General features: G+C 35.4%; 7 protein-coding genes. 1 reads left to right on the top strand and 6 read right to left on the bottom strand.

The window, feature by feature from the left end; all coding sequences use genetic code 11:
* Positions 1-17: 17 nt before the first annotated feature.
* The 6 genes from RTL34_RS10210 to RTL34_RS10185 all read right to left on the bottom strand — a co-directional run bounded on the left by RTL34_RS10210 (position 18) and on the right by RTL34_RS10185 (position 17,333).
* Positions 18-3,194, bottom strand: a complete 3,177-nt coding sequence (locus RTL34_RS10210; protein ID WP_312116680.1) for an NACHT domain-containing protein — start codon at positions 3,192-3,194, stop codon at positions 18-20.
* Between the two features lie 117 nt (positions 3,195-3,311).
* Complete coding sequence (locus tag RTL34_RS10205; protein WP_312116677.1) at positions 3,312-6,947, bottom strand: NACHT domain-containing protein; 3,636 nt, start codon at positions 6,945-6,947, stop codon at positions 3,312-3,314.
* A gap of 359 nt (positions 6,948-7,306) precedes the next feature.
* A protein-coding gene (locus RTL34_RS10200; RefSeq protein WP_101965291.1) for an IS3 family transposase occupies positions 7,307-8,469 on the bottom strand; the annotation gives its coding sequence in 2 pieces (ribosomal slippage) (positions 7,307-8,196 and positions 8,196-8,469; 1,164 coding nt in all).
* A gap of 56 nt (positions 8,470-8,525) precedes the next feature.
* A complete protein-coding gene (locus RTL34_RS10195; protein ID WP_203172757.1) occupies positions 8,526-9,608 on the bottom strand; it encodes an McrC family protein in 1,083 nt (360 codons plus the stop codon).
* A gap of 23 nt (positions 9,609-9,631) precedes the next feature.
* Positions 9,632-11,842 (bottom strand): AAA family ATPase, encoded by a 2,211-nt coding sequence (locus RTL34_RS10190; RefSeq protein WP_159772966.1) that lies wholly within the window; start codon positions 11,840-11,842, stop codon positions 9,632-9,634.
* Positions 11,843-11,858: 16 nt separating this feature from the next.
* On the bottom strand, positions 11,859-17,333 hold the full coding sequence (locus RTL34_RS10185; protein ID WP_203172758.1) for a UvrD-helicase domain-containing protein: 5,475 nt from the start codon (positions 17,331-17,333) through the stop codon (positions 11,859-11,861).
* A gap of 145 nt (positions 17,334-17,478) precedes the next feature.
* On the opposite strand from RTL34_RS10185, the gene RTL34_RS10180 reads away from it, so the two are divergent.
* The gene (locus tag RTL34_RS10180; protein WP_203172759.1) at positions 17,479-18,765 is read left to right on the top strand and encodes a hypothetical protein; all 1,287 of its coding nucleotides are present in this window, start codon (positions 17,479-17,481) and stop codon (positions 18,763-18,765) included.
* Positions 18,766-18,884 lie beyond the last annotated feature (119 nt).

The following is an 18,884-nucleotide window of genomic DNA, read 5'->3' as shown; positions in this document are numbered from 1 at the left end:
TTAATTGATTATGTAGCTTATCCTAGCATATTTTTTAATCGTGAACAGGTTCTAAAGTATAAGTCAGCCTTTACGTCATCAAATCTTCTATACAAAACGGTTATAAGTTTCTCCGTTTTCTGACTTCTCCTAGATTTTGATAAGGCAGGCAGTAAAAAATATTGGGCTTCTCCCCAGTAACTTTTTCCGAAATATCCATATTCTTTTCTGACTTGTAAACAGTATTTTATTTCATCAATTGGTCTAGAAACCCCAATTTCGATAATATTGTTTTCCAGTTCTTCGAAGTTTGAATCAGAACAATGTTTTGAGAATTTCTCGATTAACTTACTTGGTAAAATCCATTCAGGTTCGATTGAATCAATTCCACAGGCTAAGCGTGTTTGATTATTATTTAACAGCCAGTCTATTACTTTATCACTGTAATCAATATCAAGATTCAACATCAAAGTGGCGATGATATGCTCTACTACAATATGAGTATGGTCTAAGAATGGACTAAGATTTTCCCATAATTCACAGTTATTGGATTTTAACTGTTCACCCGCCTCAAATATTAATTTTTTTAAACCTTCAGTAAGGGAATATTTTTCATCACTTAACCTGTAAGAAAACTGATTAAACCAAATATTTTCTGCCATTCTCTCATCAGTATCATTAATAATTTCTATTGCTTTAGGTAAAAGACGAGTTAAAACTACCTTGGGCTGGTTTAAAGAAATTTCTTCTAAAGTATCTATTTGACTACCTTGCCAGACATTATATTTTTTTTGGCTTAATTTATTCGCTTCAAAATTATCATCCTTTAAAAAATCAGTGAATAAATCGATGAGGATTTCAATATAATCAATTGCCCAAATTGGCTTAGCTGTGACAAAATCAGCCCAACTCATGTATTGATTACAATAGCCCTGCCTTAGTAATGCTTTTCTTATTTCGAAAATTTCAACACTATCTTTGCTTGGTGATTGCCAAATAGCGTTAAGATAGCGATAATTCCATTCATCAGATTGATTGAAATATGGATTCATATTTTGTATCAATAAATCTGACCTTGCTTCAATCACAGAACGTAAAAGTCTAATAGCAAGGTCGATATTTTTCTCATCGCCACTGGCAAGCCATTTGGAAATGTAGTTTTGATTGCTCAAAAACTCTACTAATATCGGTGAACCAAAACAACAATTATCGATAAAGTTTTTTTCTAGAGTAGCGTCTTGTAATATATTGTTTATAAGTTTTTCAGTAGGTTTTTTAATCTCAGTAACTTCTTTGAGCATTTTTAAAGCTAAATATTTTAGATGAAACCTTATATTTTCACTGGTAAGTAATGACCAAATTACATCGGCAAATCTTTTTTGCTCAGTTTGTAGTATTAGACTTAAAGCATATTTAATGTGCTCACGTCTGGTCAGTAACTGTTGTGATTTATCTCCAAATGCATAAAGAAACTGTTCAGTTGATACAAGTGCATATTCATAAAGCTTCTTACCTAACTGATAATCATAAAGGGCTTGATGAAAAAAGCTAATTTTGCCATCCTGTTTTGCCAGTATACTTGCAGAAATCATAGCTTGATAAATTTTAGAATATTGGCTGTCGAGTAAGTTTTCAGGTATACCATTTTGCATGACGTGACTACCAGTCGTAACTAAGTGTTCAACGGCTGAATTAATCTCGGGTTGAGAAAATCCTAATTGGTTTAAGGCTTGTATTCGGTCTTCCCAATATTTTTTGATAAGCTCTAATTTGTTAACAAAAACAGGTGCCTGTTTGTTCTCATTTGCAATAGCTAAATATATGCTTAACCATAATGGAATAGTTAGAATTTTTTGTTTTTCTAATGAAAGTATTTTAAAGCTTTCATAAGGCTCAATCAGCTTTTCTACTATATCATCGCTAAGATTGGATAGCTTAAATTGTGAAATATCCTTATCATCAATGCTATCCAGCCATGTTTTTAACCCTATATCTTCATTTAGGTCAAAATCTCGAGAAACTAATATTAAATGAATTTTCTTTCCTGCTCTTTGATAGGCTAGAACTTCTCTAACAATATCTTTGCATACTTGTAATGCAGTATGCGAATGATTTGCTGTCCATCTGATAGCGTCTAATTGGTCTAAAATGATAACCGCTTTGTTGTCTTCAATAGTCAAGTTTCGTAGTGCATGAACAGGAGACCCACTAAAACCTAAACTTTCACCAAAATGCTTGGAATTATTTTCAGCCTTATTGCGATCTAGTCGAATAGGCAGTGTTAGAATATTATCATCTACAAGTTTCTGCTGAACCTGCAAAAGAAAGGCACTTTTTCCCATACCTGCTTCTGCTTTTATCATAATAATTGGATGAGTGTTCAAAGCTTGTAAGCACGCATCTATTTCAGGTCGAGGTATTAATTGTTGACCTATCAAATAAGGCTCAATGGAATCAATAAAATTTGTTTGTAGAGTTTTGACTATAGGTAAGATTCTGGGGTCATTCTCAAATGACCTAAGTGTAAAATTTTCTGCTTCAAGGTCTGATTTAAGTTCATTACAAGTGATGAATTTTCGATATTTATTGAAGCCCGAGCAATAATTTTTTAGAAAATCAATAACTTGATTTGCTCTGTCTATAAATAATAGGTTTGAAGTATCATTTAGAAAATCACGTTGGGGTTTATCACTGACAAACTGTGATACTTCAAATTTTCGTAAAAAAAGTAGAATATCTCGCTTACCATCTAAATCTCTCAAATCAAGTTTTAATTTTTTAGCTAAGTCAACGATAAATTTCTTATCTTCTTCACTAGTGACTTGATGTTCAAAAAAATCATCAATATTAATTGTTGTGTTTTTGGCTTTCCAGCTAATGTCAGAAAGCACTTTAAAAGACAAAGGGGAAACGATACGAAACGAATTGTTGGTACGTTTAATTTGATTAGAAGCTTTGCTTAGTACACCAGCTTCATTAAGCCTTGATAAAGTCCAAACTTCATCATTACCATTACCTGCTTTACACTGTTGATATTCCTGAGTTCCATCTAAATTTCGAATAATGATATCTACACCAATTTCGTCATCACCTAACGGTTCAACTTGAACAGCTAGGATTTTTTCTTGAATCAAATTTAAAAATTGTTTAGTAACCCATGATTTTTCATAGTCATTCCCTAATTTTTCCGCAATACCACCAGCTTCAAGTGCCATGATTTCCTCTATTCATCCCATATCGTAATGAGGTGGTTAAAAATAATCTTCAATATTTAGCTTTCTAATGTCACTAAACTGGGTATAGATTATTCTTTCAAATAAATAATGTCATATTCAGACTAAAGAGCGACTAAAAATACTAAATTTAATAGATTCAATAATTTCAGCCTTATTGGATACTTCATTTAAATCAGTTAATAAACTTATTAATGCTTCAAAATCTTGGCGTGTGCCATTTTCTGACAAGACTATATCGACTATTTCTAAAGCTTGCTCGCTTTGTTGATTAGCATACCAATCAAATAAAGTTAGTAGCAATTCATCATGTTTCCAACCTAAATCCATATTTTGCTTGAACCAATAATATTCAAATGAACTTCGTCTTTTATTTACTGCCTCATCCAAATCTTTAGTACTAATTTGAGCGTACCTAACACGACTTTCTTGAGGTAATCGCGGTAATAGATAAGTCACTAAGAAATCTCGCCAATCATTTTTTAAGCACGTTTGACAAAGATTTTCTAAGAAAAAGCCATCAAAATATGGCAAATAATCTTTTAATGCTTCTAATTGCTGTAAACTTTGAAGGAAGTTGATACTTGTATAGTTTCTGCTCAAAGTAAATTTAGCTTGCTCAAGGATAAGAGATTTATCAGATTCGGATTGTGACTCAAGTGTATGAGCAACAAGTTCTGTTAAACCTTTAGTTGCAAGCCTTAATGCGATTCCAATAAATTCCGGATGGCTGGAGAGGTTGTGCCAATTATCGATAAGTATTTTTTCAGCCTTAACTACTGGCAGTTTTTCAAATAATTCATGAACTATCCAGAAAAAATTATTGCCACTATCAGGAGTAATGCTAGAGACCTGTTCTTCCAATAGCCGTTCTAATTTTTCATGCCAAATATATCTAGCACATTGCCACCAATAACTAGGATTATCCTTTATTTTTTTAATCAATTCATCAATAACTGTCAAATCTCTTCGTCGTGCTCTTCCCCAGATTGAAATGGGATAGCAAATATCATTTGGTGAAATTCGCTGACAGATAACAATATCATTTTCGCTAATACTCATTTCCCAAAGTTTGAAAGCGTACTTTCTAAATAGCTCGTCATTATTGGTGTTTTCAAATAAACCTTGTAACCTTGCTTTGCTCTGATCTGATATGAATGATTCTTTCCATACAGTTGGCTTAAAAGTTCCCTGACCTTTTTCACGTTTTTTTGCAGGTCTTTCAAGCATATTAAAAACTAAAAAAGTATTATCTGGATTATTTTTATCTCTATTAGCTAACTCCCTTGCTTGGTATTCGAAAACATCTGGTTGATCTACTTCTCTCAAAAGTACGAAAATTTCCCACTTGAGTTTTTCTCTTCTAAGAGATTGTTCTAAAATATAATGAATAGCGTTTAATGGAATATAATCTCTAAACATCCAATCTAAACTGTAGTGAGCAAAATCTCCTTTTTCACTTCCTTTGAATTCATCTTCTTCATCAGATAAATTTTCCCAATAGTTAAAAATTGGACCAAGCAGTGATTCAGGGTCGTCATCACAAACCCTTGCACCCGCCCACATAAAAATTCGATAGTCTTTTTCATTTTCGGGAATCAATACAAATGCCTTTCGTACACTATTAGCAAACTGCTTATCTCCTGTATAACCTATTAATCGTAGAGCTAAATGCTTCAATTTTGAAGGTGTCGTTGAAGAACTTAAAAGAGCTTTAATTTCTTCAATAATATCAGTATTTTGTTGATATAAAACAAATCGAACCAAATCATCTAAGCCATTAACAGTTAGACCGAGTTCATAATGAGCTATCAATCTTAACCCATTAATCAAGTCCCCATTTTTAAAAGCCGTTTCATAAAAAATTAAGTAATGGTCAGAAGTTGGATAAAGAGCGAGAATTTCATTAACTGTTGGATGAATTACATCATGTAATATGACTAGCGATTTAAATCTATGACTCGATTTAAATTTTAATAAGGTATTTGGCTCACTGAGCCAATCCTTAATACATGAGACAGCCGTAGGTATATAGTCTATTCTTAGTTTTATCGCATGGGCAAACGCATGGAAAGCAACTAAAGGGTTTTTTGTGCAAATTTCCCGCAATTCATTTTTTGGTAAGTTTGCCATGACACAAGACAAACCAATTATTTCCGCAAAAAATAACTCACTTTTATCGAAAAAATTGTCCGCTAAGGATGATTTGATGGCTTTAGCCATCAGGTAATTATGGATTCGATCATGTCTAGGTATAATTGATTCGTTATGAACTCTGTACAAATTTTCATCATTTAGAATGAGTCTAATAATTAGTCTATTTTTCTCAGAAACTAATTGATTCAACTCACGCACATTGGGACTTAAATTTTTCTGTTTAAATACATTAAATGCAAATTCAAGAATTGCTTCTTCAAGTTCATATTCGAAATAGTTTGCATTTTGATGAATTGTCGACTTTAAAGTTTGGTTAATGTATGAACCAATAATATCTTTATTATCATTATCCTCAGTTAAACTAACTAAAGAAATTAGTAGTGGGTCATTTCCCAAGTCTTTAACTATTTGCTTTGCGTGTATAGGGTTGATTTGCAAATTTTCTTGCTTATAGCGAGCAGATATAGCTCTAAACGCTTCATCGTCAGTATAATTATTTAAGTACTTAATAGTGATTTTTGAGTTTTCTAATCTTTCTTTTTTTTCAAAATCCAGCCTTTCTTGGTGGCGATTCCAAATTGGACATAGCATATACCAATGCTGTGATTCATTTGCCCACGAAACCAATTTCTTTATAAGCTCTGTAGGATTATGAGCTTTATTAGTATCCTCGACTAAAATTAATAATGGATTGTCATTAGTGCATAGTTCTAGACAATCTTTCCCCGAATTCGGTAATAAATCTGGTGAATATCGCTTTAACTCTTGCTCAATCGCTTCTTCTATAGACAAAGCATGAGCTATAGTTTCATTTGAAAGAACTAAGGCTGGATAATTTTTCTTTAAATGATTTTGCAGTAATCCTAGACAATAAGTCGTTTTGCCGACCCCTGAAACACCAACAACCAACAGATGTCCTTGTTTGAATCTATCATCTCTTTCAATGATAGGCGTTTCGATATATTTTAGATAACTCTGGATACTCTGTTGACTTACATGCAATAACAGTTCTTTAGATAATCTATTTGGTAGAGTATTGAAGTGGTTATATCGAATCATTTGCCCGTTGGCTTCAATATCCAAAAAATTTGCAAGATTTGATACTGACCACATTCGTAATTCAACGTTATTTGCTTGTGCTAGATTTTGTGCTTCAACACGAACTTCTAGGTCTTCTTCACAGTTATATGCCAAGGTAATGCAGGCTTTTAAATTAGGGTAGGTTTCACGTATTTTTCTTATTTCTTTGATAGCTTTAACTAAGTCACCATCATTTCCAGTAGGCTGACTTCCAGTTTTTCTAGGTGTAACCTTATCTAAATCTCTAAGCCACTTAGATTTTAACTGATGTTTTTCAGTAACTGTATGACCAACACAGACTAAGATATTTTCCCCTTGATAGAATTGCCAACCTACATTATCTAAAGGAGCTTTGACTGTTTTACCGTCTACATTTACCCCTTGATGAGAAATATATCTATATAACTCAGGTTCGGCATAACGTAAAATTGCAGTGGCAATTCTCTCGAATTCTCCAGCATCTGTTATATTAGCTAGTCTTGAAATAGTATCAGTCATAAACTTCACTTATGATTTTGTACAGATTTAATTAGGATGAGTATTCTCAGAGAATAAACTATTTAGCTCGGTTTATGATGCTAGCACATTATATAAACTGCAGTTTTGCTCTGGATGTAATAAAATCTGGTCATTATCAATATCGAAAGGTAGCACCCAAACATTTGCCATTTCATGACCAACTTGATATTGAAATTTTTCTAAGGGTGATTGGAAATTTTTATTTTTTGGAAAAATTAAGAAAATGTCACTTTTCAAATTTAAGTAGAAGTAGCTATAGGCGAACATCTGTTGCATATCACTATCTTTTATCCCGTATTTAGAACTCTAAGGTACTCCCCAATGTCTAGACCAAATAATCACAAAATTAAGATAGAATTGGGTTGATAAAACACAGAATTATCCGAACTATTGTTTAAATAAACCTGTGCAGGGGTATGGTACTCAAGCGACTGATGCAACCGCTCATAATTGTAAAACTCGAAATAGTCTTTCAAACCTGCTCTGGCTTGACTGACTGTATCAAACTGGCGTAAATACACGCATTCGTACTTTACTGACCGCCAAAGCCGTTCTACAAAGATATTATCGAGTGCCCTGCCACGACCGTCCATGCTTACAGCAATGCCCGAATCAATCAGCGGCGTGGTAAATCTTGGGCTGGTAAACTGCGAGCCTTGATCCGTATTAAAAATCTCACAGCGTAGACCATTGTGCAGTAATTTGCCCACCGTATCAATGCAGAAATCTGCTTCAAGTGTCGTTGATAGCGACCAGTCTAAAACATAACGGCTATACCAATCAATCACCGCCATCAAATACACAAACCCTTTAGACAGGCGAATGTATGTGATATCGGTACTCCACACTTGATTACAGCGGGTGATGGGTACATTCCTAAGCAAATAGGGATAAACTTGATGCTCAGGATTGGGCTTACTGGTGTTAGGATGCTGGTAGATGGCATCTAGCCCCATTTGCCGTAATAGTCTGCGTACTCGCTTGTGATTGACACGATAGCCTAATTGCCTCAAATACGCTGTCATTCGTTTGACCCCGTAAAATGGGGTTTTGGTATATTGCTCGTCAAGCAGGTTCATCAGGGTGATATCAAGCTCGCTGATGGGCTTTGGCTGATAATACAGACTTGAGCGGTTAATACCGAGCAGTTCACATTGTTTACGGGTACTGAAATCCTTATTGTCAGGCTCTAGCAGTTGTTTACGAGCATTCAAGGTAGCTGTGAGGACTTTTTTTTAAGCCAGTCTCGTTCACTAATGACTTGCCCTAATTGTCGATGAAGCTCATCGATAATGGCTTGCTGGGCTTGTTCGTTGTCGTGCTGTTTGGTGTTAAAGGCACTTGGTATAACAGCCAAGGCTTGCTTTTTCCAGTTGCTGATTTGGGTTGCATGAACACCGTATTCAGCAGTCAGCTCATTGATCGTTTTTTGCTCTTTAATTGCTTCAACAGCAACTTTGCTTTTAAATTCAGCATTATGACGTTTACGAACTTTTGTCATTAGATAGACCTCTTTTCTTAAGGGCTATTCTATCTTATTTGCTACGATTTTTTGGTCTAGTTTTCTGGGAGTATTATACTCCCCTGAGAAGCGTCAATTAATTTCCATTTAGTATCAATAATTAAGTCGTTTACATCCTTAGTTTTAGCTTCTAATAAAATATCAGGTCTTAGCAAAAACATCGGATTGTCAATTTGTTGACATAAGCTTTTAGATTTCACTTGGGGACGAACTTTATAATCTTTTAATGTCCTTTTAAGATGATAAAGCACATATTTTTCAAAGAGAACTTCCATAGGGAAAAGCATACTTATACCTTTCCAATTGCCTTTAGTAGCAAAGGGACTTAACTCGAATAAGATAATCTTACACCACGGTTTGATTCCTTCGTAATAACTCATCAGGCGTGAAGTTTGCCATTTTTCAAAGTCTTTGCTTATCTGCTGACTAGTTGGAAGCTCACTCGTAATAAGTCTTAATTCATTAGCTAATCGCCAATTACTTGGATTTTTAGTAATTTTGAGTATTTTCCTTAAAGCCGTCGCAATTAGTCGGTTTTCGGCTCGATTGGGATTGAACTCATCATAATTAATTGGAAATAAATGTTTTTGACAAGGCGATTGACGCATATGTTGTGAATGATTCAATCGACCTTTCAGATACTTTTCTTGGACATCAACGGCGTTATATTCGAATCTTAAGCCTTTTTTGATGAGTTTATCCAATTCTTGTAAAAACTGAGTAATGACCCATTCATTAATAGGGACGTTGAAGTGACTGATACTAGCTTCTCCTGCTGTTTTAGGTGTTATGTTTAGAGAAACCTTGAGCATTTTTTGTAGTAAAAAACGCTCTTTGCTTATGATAGTCTCATCATCAGTCATAGGGTCGACATGCTTTGGTAAAATTTCAATGACTGTGCCTGATGGTGTTTCAATCACCCCTACATACTGGGTAAGTTGAATTGTGCCTTTCCCTGCCAACCTAAAAATCGGGTTATCACTATCTTGAGTGAAAGCTGTACACAAATAATCAAAGTCTTGCAGTGAAATAACAGCAAACTCTAATGGTGCTTGTGAATTTTTTATCGATTGTTGAGTAGATAAGTAAGCAAACTCTCTGACTGTAATTATTTTCATGATTTCTTAACTAATAACAATCGCTATTTAATGATAGTCAAATAACTTTGGACATCTTCAAAAGCAGAGTCATCAATTTTCCAAAGTTCTCTGTTTTCGTAATAATTTAAATCGTCTTTAAGAGTTGTCGTGAATAACTTATCAATGGAAACTGATTCTTTTTTTAACATACCATTATCATTTAATACCATATTGATTTTTGACCAGTCTTCAAAAAAATACTCTTGTAATAAAGGCAAAACTTTTCTTTTAAATATATTTGCAAGGTCTTTCATTGTAGATTCGTGGTTAAGGGACATAAAATTTGCATGGCCAATACAATGTTCTTTATCAAGCAATACTTCAATTCTAAGATTAATTTTATGAAGCAAATTTTCTAGGTTAATTCCTTCAATCTCAATTTCTTTTAGTTCTTCAGGTTTAGGAGGCATTTCAATAAAAGTAAAGCGTCGGCGTAGAGCAATATCGATACCTGTTAGTGAACGGTCAGAGCTATTCATTGTGCCAATGATATAAACATTGTTAGGCACAGAAAACTTGCGTTTTGAATAAGGTAAAATCACAGAAATTTCTTCAGCCTCCCCCTTTCGTTTATCTGGTTCAATGAGTGTTATAAGCTCGCCAAAAATTTTCGAAATATTGCCACGATTGATTTCGTCAATAATTATCACAAAGTTCTCATCACTGAAATCGGTAATACTATCTTCTGATAATAACTCTGTAAGCTTTTGATGATCAATATGTGCAAGTTGATAAAAAGCAGGCATAGAGAAATTTTTGTTTGCTTTTAATAATCTTTCATTTGGGAGGCTTGGACTATATTGACGTAACCATTGAACTCGACGCATTTGTCTATAATCAGGTAGTTCATCATCCTCACTATCAAGAAACTCATAATCTCCAATAACTTTCCCGATAGCTCTAAATTTATGATTTCCATCAGAAACGATAACCAAATCATCCTTTTTCATTAAGTTTTTAAAATTATGAATAAAAGAAGCTGCTTTAGGAGAATTCTTTAAATATTCCTCGTATCCATGAGATTGCATGTAACCTTCAACTTCTTTGTAGTTATTGCAATTTGAAAAATTTAAATCTTCTCCCCAACCCAGTAATATACAACTGTTTTTCATGCAATATTCATAAATTTCTTCATCCTGTCCAGAACGCCCTAATGACATTTTCCAAGACTGAATATTCGCCAAATTAACAAAATCTTCTTCAGAGGGTTTTATTACTTTAGTTGTCGCATTTTTACAAAGTTCAAGAAAAACACCATCTTTAACAGGATACTCTAGAGTTTTAATTTTATTTCCATTTTCAAGTTCTGTTTCAAATGATTCTGCCCTAATTCCCTCAATAAAATCCTCATAGCTAAAACTTTGATGGAAAGTAACAAACTTGACCTGCCCTCTGGCAACAAATTCGTCAAATTTAATTTTTAACGTCTCTCTATCATAAGAATTATCTTCTGACTCTAATTCTTCAATTAGACTAGGGTCTAAAATCTTTAAAGCTTGGTCAATAGTATGATAGGTCTTACCTGTTCCCGCTGGACCAAATAATATTTGGTTGAGGGGTTGCTTGATAATACTAATGTTAAGTTCATTATCAGATTCTGGCTTATCATTCTGATTTTTTTCTGGAATGGCTTGTTTATATTTTTCGACCAAACTATTAGCGTAATCAAATAATGGTTGTTTTCCCATTTGTACTTTTAATTGTGAGTAAGCTAGTGGATAGGTTATTGAATTGTTTTTGGTAATAGATTTTAGCCACGATAAAGAAAATATCGGCATGATTATGGGGTTATCTCTGTCTTGATATAAAAATGCAATTTTCCATTTAACCATTGGGCTAATATCAATCTGGCTAAGTAAATTAATATCTTGAGCTTTTACAGCAGCAATAATTTTTAGAATATTATTTTTAATATTCTGAAAAGCTTCATCTTTAGATGAGCCATATTTACCATACCAAGCATATTGACTATCACAGATAATCCCATTTGCAATAAACTTCTTAGTTGTATTTTTTCGATTATAGATACCAAATTTAAGTGCAGTTGAGCCACGAATCTCAGCAATATTTCTTGTACCAACCTCAACCCAATAGGTAAATGTAGAGTTATCACCTGATTTAGTATATTGCTCTAAAGTCATTGATTTTACTTTATCAATTGGCCAATTTTTTAAAAATTCGTTCCATATTTCATTTGGTTGGTTAGTACTCATATTCAAATTCCTTCAGTTAGATTTTTATCATTACTTTCATGAAAGGCACTATCAGATAATGGGAAGTTTCGATACCATGATACTGATGCTTTTCATACCATGTCATATCCTGCTGATAGAAGTGAGTAGTAGTAAATCCTGCCAGTTCAATATTCATGTTGCCTAGTTTTTTGGTTAAATTGCTTGAAAATTGACAAATCAGCTGATTCTTTGGTGAATAAAAACCCGATGTCATTTTATGCTGATTCCAGTCTTTGATAATAAATCGACTAAACACATCATCTGATTTTCCCCAACCATCTTTAACAAAAGTATTAATAACAAACTGTCGTCCTTCTTCACTCACTAGGGCTTTTGGTGTCAATACAATTTCTTCCAGTTGCAAGAATCGATGAAAGCATAGATAGTTTGGCTTACTGACCGCTGGAATGGTAAGTTCTTGCCCTTGTTTAGCCAATAAATCCGCCAATATGTGATGATGATTTTGTTGGTGTTGTAAGACAGTAAGCGATTGTTTGGCTCGAGTGAGAGCTACATACAAAGGTCTGATTGTATCTTGGCTATTGTCTTGGTTTCGATGGTAGTTACTCACTTGGTCAATGACATAGATATGGTCAAATTCCATACCCTTAGCACTGTGATAACTGAGCAGATAAACCGCTTTTTCACTGTCATATTGGCTTATTTCAAGCTGTTGTAATACTTGCTCATAGGTGACATCAGCTAAGTCTGCGACACTCCCTAAGATAGCCTGCCACGCCTTATCCAAAGGGTTTAAATGCTGTTCTTTTCGCCAATTTTCTAAAAACGTGGTCACTTGTCCATTAATTATCGCCAAGCGTTCATTATCCAAAAACTGGTATAAAGCCTGTCCGATAAAGCTATTTAAGGGAATTAACTGTTCGCTTTCGTTATAGCGTTGACTATTGATGCCTAAGATTTCTAAATAATGCTGTATCGCATCAAAGTCTTGCCATCTGGGGGCTAAAATGGCGATGGTTGGCTTATGCTCTAAACTTTCGAATTCAGCCAGTTTGGCTTGAATATCGTGGGCGACCCAGCTTGCCATATCAATGCCTTTTTGCTGATGAAATGTGCCATAGCGAATCGGTAAATCTGGGTGAATATGAGTAGGCTTGATGCTATTATCAGCATCTTTTAATCGCTCTTCATTGGGGAGTGACTGGCTGATAAATTCATTAGCAAGATTGACGATATTATCGGCACTGCGATAATTATTGAGCAGATAATATTTCTGTGAAACGTCAATATGGTAGTTTTGTTCAAACTGCTGAATAAACTTGATACTTGCCCCACGAAACGTATATAGATTTTGGTCATCATCACCCACAACCATTAGATAACCACGTTGTTCATAGTTGCCTGACGATTGATTGTCAGTGGTCTCTTCTTCGGTTTCCGCTTCTTGCAAATCAGCTAATAACCCAATCAACTCGTATTGATACTCATCAATATCTTGGAATTCATCAACCATGATGTACTGAAAATACTGGGGGGTTTCTTTAAGCTGGGCAATCGCTTGTTCAATCAGCCATTGGTAGCGGGCATTATTTCGGCGTTTATCGTCATTTTTTTCTTCATTTAGATGAGCAATCCGAGAACAAATTTCATCCAATTGTTCATTGGTGGCATCTTTTTCTGACAGTCCTGTGATTTGGCGGGCTAAGGCATGGAAGGTCAAAATTGTCACACCATTGGCATTGTTTCCCACTAAAGCTTTTAAACGGTCTCGCAATTCACACACTGCCAAACGGTTATAAGCCAAAATCAGAATTTTCTCAGGCTTAATCTCTTCAATCATCAACAGATGGGCAACCCGATGCACAACCACTGTGGTTTTGCCCGAACCAGGTCCTGCCAAAATCATGGACGCACGGCTTTTATCTTCGATGATTTGTTTTTGTACATCGCTTAAATAGCTGGGCAAAATCAGTTTTTTATAATCTTTGAGGTAAGGGCGAGTGACATCGGTTTCTTTGGGGATATATTGCTCAATCACGTCGGTTAATGGCTTTCTAAAGTAGTCTTCCATCAGTGAGCGTTTGGTGTCCATGTCGCTACCCAGCCAATGATTTAACACATGAATCCGCATACAACGGTCTTCATAATGTTGTTGTAAGTAGCGATAAGCGACGGCGTTATATGGCTTTTTGGTTTTATTTGCACCAATAAAGAAAATCGCATTGGCATCATCGTCAAGCCGTGATAGCTCAATAATGCCCAGTTTTTGAAGTTGTTCAAGTTGGTGCAAAATAATTATTGGTGAAAGGTTAAACTGCTCGGCAATATCGTCCAACGAGAAATTTTCGCCGACTTCTTTCCCCTTCCCATCAAGCTTGGCAAAAATATACTCATCCAGCAATGGGGCAAGCTGATTCAGTTGCTGTTCAGCAAGAGTTAGCCAATTGTGCCAGTTATCACTAAGTTGCTCAATCCCTAGTTGCTCTTTGGTTTCGGCGGTCGAGCTGACAGTAAAATACTGGCGTGAATGATGGCGTGTAGCAATGATATTTAGCGCTCGCAACATTGGGAAAATGTCTTTAGCCGTGCGGAACTGATACTGATGAGACACAAGCCAATTATCTAGGGCTTTGCTATCAAAACGCTCAAACCCATCCACACTATCCATCTCTTGATAATGTGTTTGAAAAAAATTGCTAACAATAAAGGCTTTTAAGGCATCAAGCATACGCTTTTTTTTATTAAACTCACTTTTTAGATGTCTGACCGTATAGTTTAAGCGAATATTGACCACGATTTCCCATTGAGCAAATCCTAGTTTGACCAATTGACGAAGTAGGTTAAGTAACTGCTTGACCGAATAGCCTAACGCTACCGCAAGCTCGGGTAGATGATAACGATTGGGCTGTTTTTCAATGATTTTATAAATACTGGTTTGGGTCGGTAGGTTATCGTTAATTTGCTGTAATTGATTGTACAGTTTAAGCAGTTTATTATGCTCCACTGTGGGACTCTGCAATAGTTTAATCGTAATGAAAGCAGGTTGTTGTTCTTTTTCAATCAACAAGCCATAGCGTTCTAAAGCCAATAGAGCTACACGAATTTGGGTGTTAAGCTGCTCCGCATCATCGTCAATGCCCAAAATCGGCAACAGTAAATTGCCTGCAAACCATTGGTCACTAGGCTGTCTGCTCAGAATCGGTCTGATTTGTTCCCAACAGTTTTTTAAGGTGTCGGTATTGGGGATACGAGAATTACGTTCTTGTTGGAATTGATTTTCGATGTCGCTATTGTCCCACAGCATAAAAGCGTGGGCGTGTTCATGGGATTTTCTTGCCCCACGCCCGATTTCTTGCACATATGATTCAAGATTGTTTGGCACACCACTATGGATGACGGTATGAATCCCTGCTTTATCAATACCCATACCAAAAGCATTGGTACAAACAACCACGTCCAATTCATTATTTTTAAACTGTTGTAAGATTTGCTTTTTCTGCGATTCATCAAGTTTGCCATGATAAGCAACTGCTTTGAGATTTTGTTCGGCAAAGTGTTTGGCGTACTCTTCGCAGGCTTTGCGGTTTCTCAGGTATACAAGGGCAATACCTTGCTCTGGATGTTCAGGATGGTTTTGTTCATACAAGGCATGACGTTCACGCAAGATTTGATAAATTCTCGTCATGCGGTTTTCTTTAGGCACTTGTTCAAAGTGTGGCGTGATATTCTCTCGCCAAATTTTTAGGCTTTCAACAGGTGTGCCATACTGCACCAAAGGCTTATTATCCGTTAAAGCCATCAGTTTATTGACCAATTCTTTATCCAAATCTTCTTTGACACGGCTCGATGCAGTAGCGGTCACTAGGCTGACTTTTGGGGCAATGAAATCATAATCTCTAGCAGGCTCATCAACGGTTTTGGGCGTATCTTCTGCCAGCAGATCAAATTGACTGTCATGTTTACTAGGCTTTTTCGCTATTGCTTCAATGCTTGACTTTACTTTTTGAGCGATATCTGGGCTATAACAAGCGATAATATGGTCAGCAATGCGCAAAAAGTCAGGGCGAAAATCGGTGCCCCATTGGCTTAAGGTATGAGCTTCATCCAGTACCCAAAATGCAGGCGGGCGATTTTTAAGCAATTGACGAATACTATGAGTTCGCAAGCGTTCTGGGCTTAAATACAGGATGTCAATATCGCCTTGCCATACCCCTGTGATAATGCTTTTTTGCGTTTCGGGGGTTTGTCCTGATGTTAGGTAAGCGATACGACTTTCATAGTTGGGCAGTTGCGTATGTAGATTAATGACTTGATCTTCGATTAAGGCTTTAAGCGGTGAAATAACAACCGTAAGTTGGCGTTGATACTTACTAAAAATCAATGCAGGTAATTGGAAAGTTAAACTCTTTCCGCCTCCTGTTGGTAAAATTCCCAGTGGGATATCTTGATTGGCAAGGGTAGCTTTGACAATTTGCATTTGACCATCACGCAATTTGTCAAAGCCAAAAAACGCTTTGCATTGGCTGTTAATCCAATCTTCATTAGGCTCATGAATTTGCCAAAAAATTGATTCGGCCTGCTGAAAGCTGACTTTATACAAAGGGTGTTTGCTAATCCATACAGGACGGCGAGCTTGCGGTTTGGCAAAATAGCGAAGCCAGTTAACAAAACACGCTAAACCCAGATATTGCCAAGGATTGGTGTTCTCTTTCGGTGTGATTTTTTGCTGTTTGAGTGTATCACAAGCTTGCTTTAGCAATGCAATAAGCTCATATTGATTGCCTTCGGGCATTTCGCTCGTGATTTTATCCCAGTCAAAGATACAGTCATTATCGACATAAAAATACTGTTCGTTGGATAACTGCTCAAGATTGGGCAATAGTTGATGGTATAAAAACTGGCTATCCAAGGATAAATTATCCCATGCTGTTAGACACAGCTGAAATATTATCCGACTTTCGATACAGTCGAGCACAGGATTGTTATAAGCGGTATTGGCTTTATAGAGTTTGGCTAACGCATGGGTCGGCTGATGTGGAATCAACAGGCAACTAAGGATAAGCGTATCCCATGTTTTGGCTTGCCAATCAGCCAACGTGTCATTAGCAATATTCAACTGCTCAATACCGCTGAAAAAATCTACCAATCTTGGCAAATCAAACTCAATTAAATTATGCCCGCCTAAATAGTGAGCCGTCTGAAAAATCTCAAAAAGCTGGCTTGCATTGTTATTAAACAACGTTTTATCAAATTGCCAATATAAACCATTAGCGATAACTGCTCCGTCAAGCAGTTTTTGAGTGTCTGGATCAATTTCTAGGTCAAGCCACATGATAGTATCTGGCTTTAACTTAACTTGGTCTAAAATCGCTTGGATGTCGTCTACTGCGGTTAGGCTTTCAAAATAGTCGCTCAGATTGGATTGTATGTATTCACCTAGCCCTGCAATGGGATTAGGTTCTTTAGGGGGTTGTGAAATAGGTTCGATAAATTCTAAATCAGTCGTCATGGGCTTCATTTATTCGAAGTATTGAATATTAAACTTATATCTGCTATTTATAGCATAGCAGATATAATGCTAGATATTTTAATAATTATTGGTTGTAATGAATTGTTATGGATAACTTTTTAATTATTGGTCATAAGGAAATATCATGAAGTTTGTGTTGCATGAAGCACATCGCCCATTATCTGATATGGAAGAGATGAGAACGTTATATGAAAATCTGGTTTATTCTGACTTTCTACTCTATCAGTATCGAGAAGGCAACTTTACGCTTGATACACTTATAGACATGATAGCTCTACCAAATATAGCAATCACGGAAGAAGCGATTGACCAATTTAGTAAAAATAGTATTCAGGTAAACAATCTATTTAAAAATTGGTTTTTACAACTTGGCTTTTTTGAAGATGAAAAACTTTATCAACGAATTAATAGTCTCGATAAAATCATATTAAGTGCTAAGTATGGTAAGCCTTTTGCTTATCGCTATGAAAGCCTTGTACCAATTGAAAATTTGGTGCTCAATAGTAAAAGAAATTTTTGGCAACATTTTTACGGCATTGTCGGGTTATATCATCATAAAGAAAGCTTGGAGCGAAGAGATCATGCTAAGAGAAAATTGGTTGAAAAAAAACGAGCTGAAGCCAAAGAAATTGAGCCAATTCACTCATATAACAAATTTATTGAGTTTCTCTGTCCTGAGTTGAATGGACGGATTTTATTTTGGGGAGAATATAATAAGGCTCTTTACAACGCTGAACCCGAAGAACTAGCTACTTTTTTTAATTGGATAAATTTCTATCGAGAATTCATAAGCAATTCTCCAAAAATAGACTTTGAAAATATTGCTCAACATGAAAAATTGGTTTTAGCTTTATTAAAAGAATACGCTCAATCCTACTTTTCACTTTTATCATCCAAGCATTGGAAAGTTATTCTTGAATTCTTAAGAAAATATTCATCAAATGAAAGAAAGATTATCGAAATTGCAGGAGTATTTCAGAATGAGACTAAAAATAATGAAGCAGTCAGAGATTTTGAACGACTGGCTATATTTTTCGATGCCGATAAATATATGCTTTATACCACATATAATGGTCACTTATCTTATGATTTGAGCGTTGCGCACAGAAGAACATATGAGAAATGGGAATTGGAGAATGATAACTATTTAGATTATTTCGCAAAAGTCATAGCTTTGGCTGAAGAATCTCGTAATACCCATAAGGTTATAAATATTAAGACTTTAGAAAACACTTTCTCTGAAAGGTTACGCCATAATTTTTATCCTGTAAGCAAAAGCCTGGTCGATGAATGGATTGAAAAAAGATTGAATTACGAGCGTTACCTAAATGCAGAATATATAATCAAGGAAATTTCTCAATTTATCTTTGACAATGAGAGTTTTCTAAAAACTCATTCAGATAACATATAATCAATATTAATGTTATTAAATATTATAAGAGTTATCAGCAGGCTTTGTGCATAGAGAATACTTGCTTTAGAGCCTAGTAAATGTACAACTTGTTGAAATTAGATGTACAAATTATTGAA

The sequence above is a fragment of the Moraxella sp. CTOTU47915 genome, assembly GCF_031986685.1.
Classification (GTDB): domain Bacteria; phylum Pseudomonadota; class Gammaproteobacteria; order Pseudomonadales; family Moraxellaceae; genus Faucicola; species Faucicola tetraodonis.
This window is presented reverse-complemented; position numbering and strand designations above follow the sequence as displayed.

Excerpts from the sequence above, each read along its gene's own strand:
- RTL34_RS10190 (WP_159772966.1), bottom strand. The coding sequence starts at position 11,842 with ATGAGTACTAACCAACCAAATGAAATATGGAACGAATTTTTAAAAAAT.
- RTL34_RS10195 (WP_203172757.1), bottom strand. The coding sequence starts at position 9,608 with ATGAAAATAATTACAGTCAGAGAGTTTGCTTACTTATCTACTCAACAA.
- RTL34_RS10185 (WP_203172758.1), bottom strand. The coding sequence starts at position 17,333 with ATGACGACTGATTTAGAATTTATCGAACCTATTTCACAACCCCCTAAA.
- RTL34_RS10180 (WP_203172759.1), top strand. The coding sequence starts at position 17,479 with ATGAAGTTTGTGTTGCATGAAGCACATCGCCCATTATCTGATATGGAA.
- RTL34_RS10205 (WP_312116677.1), bottom strand. The coding sequence starts at position 6,947 with ATGACTGATACTATTTCAAGACTAGCTAATATAACAGATGCTGGAGAA.
- RTL34_RS10210 (WP_312116680.1), bottom strand. The coding sequence starts at position 3,194 with ATGGCACTTGAAGCTGGTGGTATTGCGGAAAAATTAGGGAATGACTAT.